General features: G+C 61.7%; 14 protein-coding genes. 5 read left to right on the plus strand and 9 right to left on the minus strand.

Going from position 1 to position 13,300, the window contains the following annotated elements; all coding sequences use genetic code 11:
• Positions 1-83: 83 nt before the first annotated feature.
• Together MA04_RS12100 and MA04_RS12105 are read left to right on the plus strand one after the other, a co-directional pair.
• On the plus strand, positions 84-761 hold the full coding sequence (locus MA04_RS12100; RefSeq protein WP_022996921.1) for a response regulator: 678 nt from the start codon (positions 84-86) through the stop codon (positions 759-761).
• Positions 758-2,104 carry an ATP-binding protein gene (locus MA04_RS12105; protein WP_205475458.1) on the plus strand — a complete coding sequence of 449 codons (1,347 nt, stop codon included), beginning with the start codon at positions 758-760 and terminating at the stop codon, positions 2,102-2,104. Before MA04_RS12100 ends, MA04_RS12105 begins: the two co-directional genes overlap by 4 nt.
• Here MA04_RS12105 and MA04_RS12110 read toward each other — a convergent pair.
• The gene (locus MA04_RS12110; RefSeq protein WP_262460689.1) at positions 2,101-2,790 is read right to left on the minus strand and encodes an alpha/beta fold hydrolase; all 690 of its coding nucleotides are present in this window, start codon (positions 2,788-2,790) and stop codon (positions 2,101-2,103) included. The genes MA04_RS12105 and MA04_RS12110 overlap by 4 nt on opposite strands.
• Before the next feature lie 6 nt (positions 2,791-2,796).
• Positions 2,797-3,360 (minus strand): gamma carbonic anhydrase family protein, encoded by a 564-nt coding sequence (locus MA04_RS12115; protein WP_163127081.1) that lies wholly within the window; start codon positions 3,358-3,360, stop codon positions 2,797-2,799.
• A 108-nt stretch (positions 3,361-3,468) separates the two neighbouring features.
• Here MA04_RS12115 and MA04_RS12120 point away from each other — a divergent pair, with 108 nt between their 5' ends.
• Positions 3,469-4,707, plus strand: coding sequence for a dienelactone hydrolase family protein (locus tag MA04_RS12120; RefSeq protein WP_262460691.1), 1,239 nt, complete (start codon positions 3,469-3,471; stop codon positions 4,705-4,707).
• A 20-nt stretch (positions 4,708-4,727) separates the two neighbouring features.
• Here MA04_RS12120 and MA04_RS12125 read toward each other — a convergent pair whose 3' ends face one another.
• The 5 genes from MA04_RS12125 to MA04_RS12145 form a co-directional block, all read right to left on the minus strand.
• Positions 4,728-5,150 carry a VOC family protein gene (locus MA04_RS12125; RefSeq protein WP_262460692.1) on the minus strand — a complete coding sequence of 141 codons (423 nt, stop codon included), beginning with the start codon at positions 5,148-5,150 and terminating at the stop codon, positions 4,728-4,730.
• Between the two features lie 115 nt (positions 5,151-5,265).
• Positions 5,266-6,576 carry a TRAP transporter large permease gene (locus MA04_RS12130; protein ID WP_063142172.1) on the minus strand — a complete coding sequence of 437 codons (1,311 nt, stop codon included), beginning with the start codon at positions 6,574-6,576 and terminating at the stop codon, positions 5,266-5,268.
• Complete coding sequence (locus tag MA04_RS12135) at positions 6,573-7,124, minus strand: TRAP transporter small permease subunit (RefSeq protein WP_080530298.1); 552 nt, start codon at positions 7,122-7,124, stop codon at positions 6,573-6,575. The genes MA04_RS12130 and MA04_RS12135 overlap by 4 nt, the downstream gene beginning before the upstream one ends.
• A gap of 85 nt (positions 7,125-7,209) precedes the next feature.
• Positions 7,210-8,253: a TRAP transporter substrate-binding protein DctP gene (dctP, locus tag MA04_RS12140; RefSeq protein ID WP_163127078.1), complete on the minus strand. Its 1,044-nt coding sequence runs from the start codon at positions 8,251-8,253 to the stop codon at positions 7,210-7,212.
• A gap of 201 nt (positions 8,254-8,454) precedes the next feature.
• Positions 8,455-9,915 carry an amidase gene (locus MA04_RS12145; protein WP_163127077.1) on the minus strand — a complete coding sequence of 487 codons (1,461 nt, stop codon included), beginning with the start codon at positions 9,913-9,915 and terminating at the stop codon, positions 8,455-8,457.
• Between the two features lie 176 nt (positions 9,916-10,091).
• Here MA04_RS12145 and MA04_RS12150 point away from each other — a divergent pair, with 176 nt between their 5' ends.
• On the plus strand, positions 10,092-10,514 hold the full coding sequence (locus MA04_RS12150; RefSeq protein WP_014992779.1) for a VOC family protein: 423 nt from the start codon (positions 10,092-10,094) through the stop codon (positions 10,512-10,514).
• Positions 10,515-10,629: 115 nt separating this feature from the next.
• Entirely contained in the window at positions 10,630-11,280 is a 651-nt protein-coding gene (locus tag MA04_RS12155) for an MBL fold metallo-hydrolase (RefSeq protein WP_163127076.1), read from the plus strand.
• Positions 11,281-11,310: 30 nt separating this feature from the next.
• On the opposite strand, the gene MA04_RS12160 is transcribed toward MA04_RS12155, so the two are convergent.
• On the minus strand, positions 11,311-12,564 hold the full coding sequence (locus tag MA04_RS12160) for a hypothetical protein (RefSeq protein WP_014992777.1): 1,254 nt from the start codon (positions 12,562-12,564) through the stop codon (positions 11,311-11,313).
• Between the two features lies 1 nt (position 12,565).
• Positions 12,566-13,219: an Abi-alpha family protein gene (locus tag MA04_RS12165; RefSeq protein ID WP_163127075.1), complete on the minus strand. Its 654-nt coding sequence runs from the start codon at positions 13,217-13,219 to the stop codon at positions 12,566-12,568.
• Positions 13,220-13,300 lie beyond the last annotated feature (81 nt).

Here is a 13,300-nt window from a genome sequence, read left to right on the forward strand (position 1 = left end):
GAAGGGCGGCACCGCTCGCTGCCGTGCCGCCCAGTCCCCCCCTCTCGCCGGCCCCGCGCCGGCGAGGCATTATCGGAGGCCCCATGAAACTGCTGGTGGTGGAAGACGAGGCGTTACTGCGCCACCATCTGTACAGCCGTCTGGGCGAGCAGGGTCACGTGGTGGATGCGGTGGCCGACGCCGAAGAGGCGCTGTATCGGGCCAGGGAATACCATCATGACCTGGCCATCGTCGATCTCGGATTGCCCGGCATGGGTGGTCTGGACCTGATTCGCGAGATTCGCCATCAGGGCTGGAATTTCCCCATTCTGATTCTTACCGCCCGCGGCAACTGGCAGGACAAGGTGGAAGGGCTGGCCGCCGGCGCCGACGACTACGTGGTCAAACCCTTCCAGTTCGAGGAACTGGAAGCACGTCTGAACGCATTGTTGCGCCGCGCTTCCGGGTTTGTGCAATCGACCATCGAGGCCGGCCCGTTGGTGCTGGATCTGAATCGGCGCCAGGCTCGTGTCGGCGAACACAGCCTGGCGCTGACCGCTTACGAATACCGTATCCTCGAGTATCTGATGCGCCATCATCAACAAGTGGTCAGCAAGGACAGGCTGATGGAACAGTTATACCCCGACGATCAGGACCGTGACCCCAATGTGATCGAAGTGCTGGTCGGGCGCCTGCGCCGCAAGCTGGACCAGTCCGGAGACTTCCGCCCGATCGAGACGGTGCGCGGCCAAGGTTACCTGTTCATCGAGCGCTGCCGGTGAGGCGGTCGCTACGCCTGCGATTGATGCTCGGCGCCGCCACCCTGGCGGTGCTGTTCATCATCGCTCTGCAACAGGCTCTGCAGCAGGCGTTCAGCCTGGCACTGGAAGACACCATCGAACAGCGGTTGGCCGCGGACGTCAGCACCCTTATTTCCGCCGCCCGGGTGGAAAATGGCCGTTTGCACATGCCCGATCATTTGCCCGACGAGGAATTCACCCTCCTCGATAACAAACTGTTCGGTTATATCTACGACCGCGATGGCCATCTGCTCTGGCGCTCCGCCTCCACCCACGATCTGAACATCGATTATCTGCCCCGCTACGACGGCGACAAGAACCGCGAATTGCACCGCGTTCGCGACGCCAACGGCGTCAAACTGTTCGTCTACGATATGGAAATCGATCTGCTGCGCGGCGAGGACGCCGCTTACAGCATCGTCACCGTGCAACCGTCCCGGGACTACGACGCCATGCTGTCCGGCCTGCGCAAACAGCTCTACGTCTGGCTCGGCGGCGGCCTGCTGGTATTGCTGGTGTTGCTGTGGCTGGGCCTGACCTGGGGTTTCCGTACTCTGCGTGGCATGAAAAAGGAATTGGACCAGGTGGAAAACGGCGAACGGGAGCGTCTCAGCGAGGACCATCCCCGGGAGTTGCTGCGTTTGACCCGCTCGCTGAACCGTTTGCTCGACAGCGAACGGCTGCAGCGGGAGCGCTATCGGGATTCCCTGGCGGATCTGGCGCACGGCCTGAAAACACCGCTGAGCCTGCTCCAGGCGGTGGGCGAAACGCTGTCCTCCCGTCAGCAAAACCGGGAGCAGGTGGAAATCATGGGCAATCAGATCGAGCGCATGAATCAACAGATCGGTTTTCAACTGCAGCGGGCCTCGCTGCGCCGCAGCGGTCTGATTCGTCACCAGGTGGCGCTGGCGCCATTACTGGATACCCTGGAAACCGCGCTGGACAAGGTGCACCACGGCAAGCAGGTCGCTTTGGAACGGACCCTTCCCGATCACTTCACTCTGCCCCTGGAGCAAGGCGCCTTGCTGGAAGTCCTCGGCAATCTTCTGGAAAACGGCTATCGCCTCTGTCTCAGCCGAGTGCGCGTCAGCGCCCGGCGGCTCAGCGACGGCGACCTCCTGGTGGTGGAAGACGACGGCCCCGGCGTCGCCGAGGATCAGCGCGAACGCATCCTGCGACGGGGCGAGCGACTGGACACCCGCCATCCCGGTCAAGGGTTGGGCCTGGCGGTGGTCAAGGACATTCTCGACAGCTACTCATCGACGCTGACCCTGGACGACTCACCGCTCGGCGGCGCCCGCTTCATGTTGTTCTTTCCTCGCTAACCGCAAGCTGGGAACCACTCCCTGACGGCTTCCACGATTATGTCCGCGCACCGCTCCGGCCTCGCCTGAAGAATAAAGTGAGGTCCGCCGATTTCGACAACGTCCAGATTCGCAAAGGATTCCCTGAACTGCGCCGTCGCGTTGTTTACCAGAACATCATTCCGGGGTCGAAGGTACAGCGCCGGCAACGTGAACCGGCGCCTTTCAAAGCGCATACCCGCTATCTGCCTGAGCCTTTGCCCAAGCACCTTTTGCGGCACCGAGATTACCGCCTGCCTGAACCGCGCAATCGTTTCATCAGACGCTTGCCGTCCCATCAGGAACCACCGGATTGCCAACGATGAAGCAGGCAACGCCAGCAGTGCCTTGACCGGCAAGGCAGCCGCCAGCCCGGGAAGCAACCGGCCAGGCCTGGAAAGAAAAGACGCCACGAAAATAACCGCCTTGAGATTAGGATCCTCCCGTAACAGGAGGGTTTCCGCGATCTTCCCGGAAAAGGACTCCGCCAGCACCACATAGTCGCTTTGGGGCAACCGGGTGGCGACATGCCGGGCAAGGCTGTCGATATCCTGCGGCCCGGTGTGCGGCAACGGAATCACCTCGCATTCCAACCAGGTCAGATGCGCCAGCACGTCACGAAAAAGCAGACCGGTTCCATCCATGCCCGGCAACAGCACCAGCTTCATTTCCGGTTACCGCCCGTCTTCCGCCACTTCCCGGGCCAATCTCTGGAATAACGCCATATCCTCCCAGGCGCGATGGTCGCCCTTGGCATAGGCGCGGGCATTGTGGTGATAGGCCAGGGCGTTGACCCGGTTGGCGATGCGGTTGTCGCGCTGGCGGCGCACTTCGCCGGGGGAACCCATGACGATGGAGTTATCGGGAATCACGGTGCCTTCCTTGAGGAAGGTATGGCCGGCAACGATGCAGTTATCGCCAATCACGCAACCGTCCATGATGGTGCTGTTGATGCCGATCAGGCAGTTATCACCAATGGTGCAGCCATGCAGCGTCACATGGTGGGTAATGGAACAGTACTCACCCACCCGAGTACCACAGCCGCTGCCAATGTGAATCATGACGAAATCCTGAATGTTGCTGTAACGGCCGATGTGGATGTCATAGGCTTCCGCCCGCGCCGCCGCGTTGATCCACACCGATGCCCCTTCGGCGATGGTGATGTCGCCATACAGGTAAGCGGATTCGTGGACGTAGGCACTGTCGTGAATGTTGGCGCGGGAATCGATGAACCCCATGGCTTGTTCTCCTTATGTGGATTGCGGTTTCATACTATTCGGAATTTCGTAGCGTACATTTGGCATCATCAGAAAGACCGGACAGGCCGGTCCGACAGGGAGCATAGCATGGGACAGTTCATTGATATCGAGGCCCGCGACGGCGGCCATTTCCGCGCCTATCTGGCCGTACCGGAAGGGGGCAAGGGGCCCGGGCTGGTGCTGGGTCAGGAGATTTTCGGTGTCAACGGCACCATGCGCGAGCTGGCGGAGTATTACGCCGAGGAAGGCTATGTCACCCTGGTTCCGGATTTGTTCTGGCGCATCGAACCCGGTATCGAACTGGGCTACACCGAACAGGATTTCGGTCGCGCTTTCGAACTGTTTCAGACCATTGATCTGGATCTGGCCATCGACGACATCGCCGCCACGCTGGATGCCCTGCGGCAACGGCCGGAGGTGAGCGGAGACGGTTTGGGCTTCGTCGGCTATTGCCTGGGCGGCAAGTTGGCCTATCTGACCGCCTGCCGCACCGATGTGGCGTGCAGCGTCGGCTACTACGGAGTCGGTATCGAGAACCATCTGCAAGAGGCCGGGTCGATCCGGGGGCGGCTGGTGCTGCATTTCGCTGAGTTGGACGGCTTCTGCGACGACGCGGCCCGCAACCGCATCATCACCACCCTGGGCGGCACCGTGTCACGCCTGGAAACCTTCGTCTATCCGGGAGTGGATCATGCCTTTGCCCGGCCCAAGGGCGACCACTATCACAAACCCTCCGCGCAGATGGCGCATGAACGCACCATCGCCGCCCTGAAAAGGGAGATCGGCCCCGAATACGATTTGTCCGCCCTGTGGGAAGAGCACGTGCGCTACGAATTCGAGGCGCGCGATGTCCCGGCGACCATGGCCACCATGGTGTCCGAACCCTATGTGAACCACATTCCCACCATGACCGGCGGCGTCGGTTATCAACAGCTGAGCCGCTTCTACCAGCACCACTTCGTCCACGGTAATCCCGAGGACATGATGCTGACACCGATCTCCCGCACCATCGGCGCCTGCCAGATCGTCGACGAGTTCGTGCTCAGCTTCACCCACGACCGGGAAATCGACTGGCTGCTGCCCGGCGTGGCCGCCACCGGCAGGAAAGTGGAAATCCCCATGCTCGGCGTGGTGCGCTTCCGTGGTGACAAGCTGTGCCACGAACACATCTATTGGGACCAGGCCAGTGTGCTGGTGCAGATCGGCCTGCTGGACCCGGAAGGCCTGCCGGTGGCCGGCGTGGAGACGGCCCGTAAGCTGCTGGACGAATCACTGCCTTCCAACACGCTGATGGCGCGCTGGAAGGAGAGCGCGGGCCGGGACTGAGCAAGGGCCACCGGCCGCCTTTATTCCGGGCAGCCGGCCTCCGGGTTGGGGCAATTCACCATCCAGGGGATACCAAAGCGATCCGTGGCCATGCCGAAGCGCAACGCCCAGAACGTCTCCTCCATGGGCATGGTCACACTGCCGCCGCTGCACAGCGCCTCGAAGATTTTCTCGGCCTGCCCCGGATCGTTCACCTCCAGCGATACTGACAACCCGGTGGGCGCCTGATACCGGTCCGGAGGGCTGTCCGAGCCCATCAGCACGGTGCCGTCCAGTTTCACACAGCCGTGCATGATCCAGTCCTGCTTCGCCTCGGGCATGTCCTGGCAGCCCTCTGGCCCGTACGGCAGCAACGCCAGGATCTCGCCGCCCAGCAGCTCGGCGTAGAAGCGCAGTGCTTCCTCGCACTGTCCTTGGAAAAAAAGATAGGGATTTACGTTCACGGGTGACTCTCCTTGTGGGTTAACGTCACCAGAGAGTCGATCGGGAAGAGGATAATTCGACAAGCCCCCGGCATTCCGTCATCGGACGGGGCCGGGAGCCAGTCGGGAGCCGCCGTCAGAACAGGGCTTTGGGCAGGTAAGTGGCGATTTCCGGGAAGATCATGATCAGCGCCAGACCAACGATCTCCACGAGCACGAACGGAATCACCGAGGAGTAGATATCACGCATGCTCACATCCGGCGGCGCCACCCCTTTCAGATAGAAGAGGTTGAAACCGAACGGCGGAGTCATATAGCCGATTTCCATGTTGATCACGAACAGAATGCCGAACCAGATTGGATCAAAGCCCAGGCTCTGCACGATCGGCATGAACACCGGCAGCGTGATCAGCATGATGCCCACCGGGTCCAGCACCATCGCCAGCAGGAACACAATCACCATCATGGAAATAATGATCGCCCAGGGGCCACCGGGGATCGACGTCATCAGCCCTTCGATCAAGGCCTGGGCCCCCATGCTCTGATATGCGGCGCTGAAGGCGTGGGCGGCGAACAGAATCCACATGATCATGCCGGTGAGCTTGAAGGTGCGCAGGGACGCTTCACGCATCAAACCCCAGGTCAGCTTGCGGTAGACGATAGCGGAAAGCAGGGAGCCGAGCACACCCACAGCGGCCGCTTCGGTGGGGGTGGTGATACCCTTGATGATGGAGCCCAGCACCATCACCACGATCAGAATCGGCAGGATCACCGCCCGCAGCGCACGCATTTTCTCCGCCATATTGCCCCGTTCTTCCTTGGGCAAGGCCGGCGCCAGATTCGGCTGGAAGGCGCACCGCACGACGATGTACAGCACCGTCAGCACCATCAACAACACGCCCGGCAACACCCCGGCGGCAAACATCTGGCCCACCGAAACGCCGGTGATCAGCGAGTACAGGATCATCAGGATGCTGGGTGGGATCAGAATCCCCCAACCGCCGCCGGTGTTGATGACCCCCAGCGCCAGTTTCTTGTCATAGCCGCGTTCCAGCATCGATGGCAAGGCAATGGTGCCCATGGCCACCACCGCGGCACCGCTGATGCCGCACATGGCCGCGAACAGCGCGCAGATGCCAAGAGTGCCGATGGCCAGACCGCCGCGCAGGCCGCCCCACCACAGGTGCATCATATGATAGAGATCCTTGGCCACCCCGGTGCGTTCCAGCACCATGGCCATGAACACGAACAGCGGGATCGCCACCAGGGTGGAACTTTCCATCGTGCCCCAGATCTGCGAGGCGACCATATAGAAAGCGTCGGCCCCCCAGGTGAAATACAGGAACACCACCGAGACACCGCCCAGTACGAAAGTCAGCGGCACACCCAGAAAAACGAAAAGCAGCAGGGTGCCGAAGAACAGCAAGGTGAGCATTTCGATACTCATAGGTGGTCTTCCTCCTCGTCACCCAGAGTCTTGATCTCCGACGGATCGATCAGATTGAAGGCCACGCCCAGGTCCTGCAGCAACTTGGCCAGACCCTGCAACAGCAGCAACAAGGCCCCCAGCGGGATACAGGCCTTGATCGGCCAGATCGGCGGGTTCCAGGCGGAATAGGAGGTTTCCAGACCCTCGATCGATTCCAACGCCATGGAGCTGCCGAAATACAGCAGTGCCCCGACGAAAATAAAGAACACCGCGGAAGTGATCACATCCAGGCCGGCGCGCACCCGTACCGGCAACGCGGAATGGAACAGGTCCACGTTGACGTGGCCTTTATGCGCCATGACATAACCGCCGGCAAGCACGCCGTAGACCCCGAAGAGCATCTGCGTCAGCTCGTTGGTCCATACGGTGGGGGCACCGAACACGTAGCGGAGGAACACCTCCAGTATCAGGAACGCGAACATCGCGAACACCAGATAGGAAACCCAGCGACCGACATGGTCGTTCAGCCAGGTGATCCCATTAATAAACGCTCGAACCGCGGACATGGGATTCCTCCAATAGGTCGAGTGAAGGGCGGGAACGAGAAAAGGGCGCCACGATGGGCGCCCTCATCATCCTGACGGTCATCCGTTACAGGTAACCGAGGTCCTTCAGGAAGCCACGCAGTTCTTCCACGATGGCTTTCGCCTCGGGGCTGCGCTCGGCTTCTTTATCCCAAGTCTTCTGGGCGGTGGCGGTCAGGCGCTTTTGTACGTCGTCGGGCAGCGTGTTGATCTGCACGCCTTCGTCACGCATTGCCGTGGCCAGGGAAACCCGCTCCTGGTACAGATACTCGTTGGTGCGCAGCCAGAACTGTTCTTCCAACGCATCCTTGACGATTTTGGCCATGCCTTCCGGCAGTTTGTCCAGGGCTTTCTGGCTGACGATGAAGACGTCGGTGCCGGCGATGTTCAGAGCCGGTTTGACGTGGTACTTGGCTACTTCATACAGGCCCATGCTCTTCGCACCCTGGGAGGCGCCCCAGTGAGCACCGTCGACCACGCCGGTGGACAGCGCCTGATACAGCTCACCGCCGGGGATGTAGGAGCCAGCGGCACCGGCTTCGGTGAGGAATTTCTGCAACGCGCCGGAAGAGCGGATCTTCAGCTTGGTGAAGTCGTCCCAGCTTTCCACCGGCTTCTTGATCACCATTTCAGTGGGGTAGATCTTGTCGGTGGAGTAGTACACGCCGTACTTGGCGGCTTCCGCCCGCAGCTTGTCCTCGAACCCCATGTTTTTGTGGAAGTACACCGCTTCCCACACGTTGTGGAAAGCGAAGGGCAGGCCGGAGGCGATGCCACCCAGGCTCAGCTTGTCCTGAGCGTAGCCCGGGGAGATGGTGCCCATCTGAATGATGCCACGGCTGACCGCGTTGAAGGTCTCGTTGGGCTTGAACAGGGCGCCGGACTCAAACAATTGCAGTTGCAGACGGCCATCGGTGCGTTCTTCCAGCACCCGCTTGATGCGTTCCAGACTGTCCTTGTAGGAGCTGCTGGCACCAGGCCAGTGGGACTGAACCTTCCATTTGATGACATCGTCGGCGGAGGCCAGGGAGGGCAAAACAGCGCTGGTCGCCACCGCCACCGCGGCGGCGGCCGTGACCAGATGCTTACGGAGTTGTGCTAATAGAACCATTCTAGTTCTCCTGCTTTTTCTTCTCGGGTGGTGAGCGCCACCGGTTTGGGTCAAAGCGACACCTATTCCGCATAGCGAAATAGGTGCTCAAAATAATGAGATTCCGCGCAAATTTAACACAGGATCCCTCATCGCCATACCCACTTTTGTCTTATTTCGTTTCCACGACTACTGGGTCATTTTTAATGGAATCAGGCCGGTTTAGCCGCCCAAAGGCGGTTCTGGCAAGGCTTCCAGCCGTTCCTGCAGCAACCGGGCGAAACGCAGCACGGTACGATCTTCCAGGTAGGGGCCGATGATCTGCACGGCCAGCGGCAACCCCTCCGCGGAAACGCCGATGGGCAGCGTCGCCGCCGGCAAATAGACCGCCCCGGCCAACCCCACCCAGACCAGGATGTCCATATAAGGCTGGTCCACTCCGTTCACGGTCAGCGTACGCTGATCCGGGCCCGGCGTCTGCCGGTGGCTGAACGGCAACGTCTGTACCACCGGACACAGCAACACGTCGTGGTCCTGGAAGAACTGGCGCCATTGACGCCGCATCACCGTCCTCCGCTCATTGGCGCGCAGCCAGTCCGCATGGCTCTGAGTGGTGCCGCGAGCGAAGCGGGCCCGGTAGCCTTGATCATCCGGAGCGGCCTCGGCGGCCCCTTCTTCCATCTGCTGGTACAGCGACGGCGGCAACCCCACCCCCATGGTGCCGGCAAGCAACTGATAGTAAACATCGTATGCCTCGGACAGGCCGATCCCCTCGGGCCGCGCCTCATGGTCCACCGCCACGCCCCATTGGCCCAATTGTCCGGTTAATTGCTCCAGGGCCTCGACGATACGCCGGTCCACCGGGCAACGGGGGTCATCCAGCCAGGCCGCCACCCGGAACGACTCGAGCTGCTGGTGGCGCGGTTCCGGCAGTTGCAAGCGCCAACCGGGGCCTTCGTCCTGATCCGGCCCCGCCAGAATCTCCATGGCCAGTTCCAGATCCTCCACATGCCGTGACATCGGACCGGCCACGGAGATGTCCCGGGTGGACAGGGCCCCCGGTGGCCCGGGGATATGACCGCGGGTGGGAATCAGCCGCCAGCTCGGCTTCAGACCGGCCACGCCGCAGAACGCCGCCGGAGTACGAATGGAGCCGCCGATATCACTGCCCAGTTCCAGCGGCGTCATGCCGGCGGCCAGCGCGGCGGCGGCACCGCCGGAGGACCCGCCCGGAGTCAATTCCGGGTCCCACGGATTGTTGGTGGTGCCATAGATCTCGTTGAAGCTCTGCAGATCGCCGGCGTAGGCCGGTATGTTGGTCTTGCCGAACAACACCGCGCCGGCGGCGCGCAACCGCTCAATGGCATCGGCGTCCTGCCGTGGAACATGTCCGGCCAGATCCGTCACCCCGGCGGTGGTGGGCCAACCCGCCACTTCGAAGGTTTCCTTCACCGTCATTGGCACCCCGTGCAACGGGCCCCAGTGTTCGCCCCGTGCCAGCGCCTCGTCCGCCTCCCGTGCCCGCTGCCGCGCCTCGTCGAAGCGCCGCACCACCACCGCGTTAAGCGGCGGATCCAGCTTCTCCACACGGGCTATGAAGTATTCCAGCGCCTCGCTGGAAGTCAGTTCGCCCTCACGGATACGCCGGGCCAGTTCGGTGGTGCTCAGACGATGCAACGCCATCACAGCTTCTCCCTATCTTTGTTATGGAATCTGGTTTCATTTTCATAATCGAACCCCCTCCATGGCGCCGGGTCAAGCGGTGACTCACCCGGACCTCTTCCCTGGAGCCCGCCGGGCCACCGTGACAAAATGGGCGCCCTGCCTGCCAAAGTGTCCTGATTCACGGAGATCAGCCAATGAAGTACCTGCACACCATGGTCCGCATCACTGACCTGGATGCCTCCCTGCGTTTCTATTGCGAGGGACTGGGACTGAAGGAAGTCCGCCGCAAGGAAGTGCCCGCCGGGCGTTTCACCCTGGTGTTCCTGGCCGCGCCAGAAAGCCCGGAGGCGGAAGTCGAATTGACCTGGAACTGGGACCCGGAAGAGGACATGGGCTCGGCGCGCAACTTCGGCCATCTGGCCTTCCGGGTGGATGACATTTATGCGTTATGCCAACACCTTCAGGACATGGGCTACACCATCAACCGCCCGCCCCGGGACGGCCACATGGCGTTCGTCCGCTCACCGGATCTGATTTCCGTGGAACTGCTGCAAAAAGGCGATGCCCTGCCGGCGCGGGAGCCCTGGGCTTCCATGGAGAATACCGGCAGTTGGTAAGGACAGCTGGACACCGGTGGCCCAAAGCGAGGTCACATCTTCAGCGCCGGGGGGTTGCTCTCCACCGTGGTTGAGGTCTTAGCATGGGCGCCAACGCTAACCGCTGGAGCGCCCCATGAAACAGATCGCCGACGACCTGTGGGAGACAGAGCCGGAATACCCCGCCCCAGGTTTGCAAACCCACGCCTACCTCTATGCCCATCCGGCGGGTAATGTGTTGTTCTACAACACCAGTCATGATGATGAGTTATCCGCTTTCGCCGATCACGGCGGCGTGCATCGCCAGTATCTGAGTCACCGCGACGAGGTCGGTGCCAGCCTGGCGGTGATCCGGACCCGCTTCAACAGTCAACTGTGCGGCCACCAACGGGAGTTGGAGGACATCCAGAAATACTGCCCGGTGGATGTGGTGCTGGCACAACGGGAACTCCACCCGCGTGATATCGAAATCCTGCCGACACCGGGACACACTCCCGGCAGTACCTGCTTTTGGGTGCGCTCACCCACCGGCGACCGCTACCTGTTCACCGGTGATACGCTGTACTTCGATGAAGGGGGCCAGGGCCGCAACGGTTTCCTGCCTTCCATGAGCGACCGTGAAGCGTTGATCGAGAGTCTGCATTTCCTTCGCACTCTGTCTCCGGATCTGGTGATCTCCAGCGCTTTCGGCGCCGGCGGCGGCTATCGCCGTTTCGAGGACGCGCTCAGCTGGCAAGGCTGTGTGGACGAGGCGCTGGCACCGTTACAGGACGGCGCGGTGGATTAGGGCCCCGGCGGGCCGTGCGCTCACGGCCCGCTACCCCACCGGCATCACCGCGAAATGCAGCATGACATGCACCTGGACCTCCCCCACCAGGAAGCCCAGCAGAGCACCCACCGCGATCAGAATCCACTCGTCCTGCTGGAAAGCCGGCCGCAACAGACCCTCGAATTCCTCCTCGGTCAGTTCCTGCATCTTGGTGACCAGCAGATTCTTCAGATCCATGGCTTCCTGCGCATAGGCTTCCACATGGCCAAGCGCCTCCGGCAAAGCCGCCATCACCTTTTCCGCCACCACTTTTTTCATCTGTTGGTAGCGGCTGGTACCCACCGCGAACACCACCAGGGGCTTGGCCAGCCCGGCCTGTTCGTCCAGGGTGCGTTGCACCTGGCGCTGAACCAGCGCGAACAGACGGTCCGATAACGGCCCCTTGAGGATTTCCTCGATGATCGCCTGCGGAGTAACGATTTCCTGGGCCACCAGTTCGCCATAGCGGGCCGCCACCTGTTTGCGCCGGCGCAGGAACAACCCCTGCCATTCGAAAATACCGAAGTAGCGCACCGGCTGCTTCGGGTTGAAGATCATCTTCAGCGCCAGCCAGTCAGTGAACCAGCCGGTGAACAGCCCGAACAGGGGGATCACCCAGACATTGTGGGTAAACGCCCAGACCACCGCCTGCACACAGCCGATGGCGAAACCAAAATAAATGCCGGAGCGGGCAATGAACTTGAACTCCACATGGCCCGCTTCCAGAAACACCCGGTTAAGCAGTTCCTTGTCCCGTACCAGCGCGTTCACCACCATGTGCTTGAGATCGAACACCCGATGGATGTTGGATTTTATGTCCTCCATGATCTGCTCGACCATGTGCGGCGCTTCTTTCTGAATGCGCTGAATCACCCGCCGCTTGATCCCCTCGGGCAGGGTTTCCCAAAGGCCGGGCTGATACTCCGCGGCCACCTCGCGGGTAATGTCTTCCACCACGTCGATGAGCGGATCGCGGATTTCCGCCGCCACCCGTTGCGGGTCCAGACGGTCGAACACATCCTCCGGCTTCAACAGCCGCTCCATCATCAGATCACAGGCAATGCTGGCCATGGTGGCGGCCCGGCGCGGCACGATCCCCTGCCAGCCCAGCAACGGTGGTTTACCGACGAACTCCAGCGGCTGGAACATCATACGGATCGCCACCAGCTTGGTGACATAGCCAATCAAGGCCGCCACCACCGGCATGGAGAGATAGAGAATCCAGTTGGCGCGTACGTCGGCCAGGATCAGGGACCAATCCATCTCACCTTTCCTCCTCACCCAATTGCATCACCGCATCCCAGAGGCGCTGGCCGGCAGGGCTGATCACCAGGGTCTCGCGGCAGCTCTTGAGCGGCGGCCGCTCCCCGTCCCAGCGGCGCAGGGCTTCCCGGAACGTGGCATCGCCCTCGCACAGCTCGTAATCCATGCGTAGCGATGCTCGTTCCGGCAACGCCGCCGCCAAACCATTATTGATCAGCCGGGCCAGATACAACGGTACGTATTCCTGGGCGTACACGCCGGCACTGCGGCCGATACTGGAATAGCGGTGCAGCGCTTCGCCACTATCACGCCAGCGGGCGCGTCGCAGGGTCAGCAGCGGATAACCGGAGCCGTCGGACAACGCCGCCAGCAGACGCCATTCATCGGAAACCAGATGGCCGGCGAGGCCCTGGACAATCTCCAGCTCAAGAGTGTCGGTATCCTGCTCCAGGCTGACGGTCAGGCGGTTCTGGAACGACTCGGCGTGATGGGAAGCCCCCGGGTCCAGGGCATCCATGCGCTCCCTGAGACCACGGAGCACTTCTTCTTCCACATGCTGGAAACGGGCTTCGGCACGGCGTACCGGCGGCAGGCGCCGCAGTATCGCCAGCACGCGGGCCCCCACCGGGGACTGAGGCTCGGACCGGTTCGGCAAGTTGTCGCATCCTTATTCTTGTCGTGATTCTTCGGATTCGCCGGCCCCGGGGCTCACGGTAAACCGGCTCGGTTATGGATT

It is taken from the genome of Alloalcanivorax balearicus MACL04, from assembly GCF_025532145.1.
GTDB classification, from domain to species: Bacteria; Pseudomonadota; Gammaproteobacteria; order Pseudomonadales; family Alcanivoracaceae; genus Alloalcanivorax; species Alloalcanivorax balearicus.

Coding starts and splice junctions, on each gene's coding strand:
- MA04_RS12110 (WP_262460689.1), bottom strand. CDS start 2,790: ATGAAGCTGGTGCTGTTGCCGGGCATGGATGGAACCGGTCTGCTTTTT.
- MA04_RS12145 (WP_163127077.1), bottom strand. CDS start 9,915: ATGGCGTTGCATCGTCTGAGCACCACCGAACTGGCCCGGCGTATCCGT.
- MA04_RS12155 (WP_163127076.1), top strand. CDS start 10,630: ATGAAACAGATCGCCGACGACCTGTGGGAGACAGAGCCGGAATACCCC.
- MA04_RS12130 (WP_063142172.1), bottom strand. CDS start 6,576: ATGAGTATCGAAATGCTCACCTTGCTGTTCTTCGGCACCCTGCTGCTT.
- dctP (WP_163127078.1), bottom strand. CDS start 8,253: ATGGTTCTATTAGCACAACTCCGTAAGCATCTGGTCACGGCCGCCGCC.
- MA04_RS12100 (WP_022996921.1), top strand. CDS start 84: ATGAAACTGCTGGTGGTGGAAGACGAGGCGTTACTGCGCCACCATCTG.
- MA04_RS12135 (WP_080530298.1), bottom strand. CDS start 7,124: ATGTCCGCGGTTCGAGCGTTTATTAATGGGATCACCTGGCTGAACGAC.
- MA04_RS12160 (WP_014992777.1), bottom strand. CDS start 12,564: ATGGATTGGTCCCTGATCCTGGCCGACGTACGCGCCAACTGGATTCTC.
- MA04_RS12120 (WP_262460691.1), top strand. CDS start 3,469: ATGGGACAGTTCATTGATATCGAGGCCCGCGACGGCGGCCATTTCCGC.
- MA04_RS12115 (WP_163127081.1), bottom strand. CDS start 3,360: ATGGGGTTCATCGATTCCCGCGCCAACATTCACGACAGTGCCTACGTC.
- MA04_RS12150 (WP_014992779.1), top strand. CDS start 10,092: ATGAAGTACCTGCACACCATGGTCCGCATCACTGACCTGGATGCCTCC.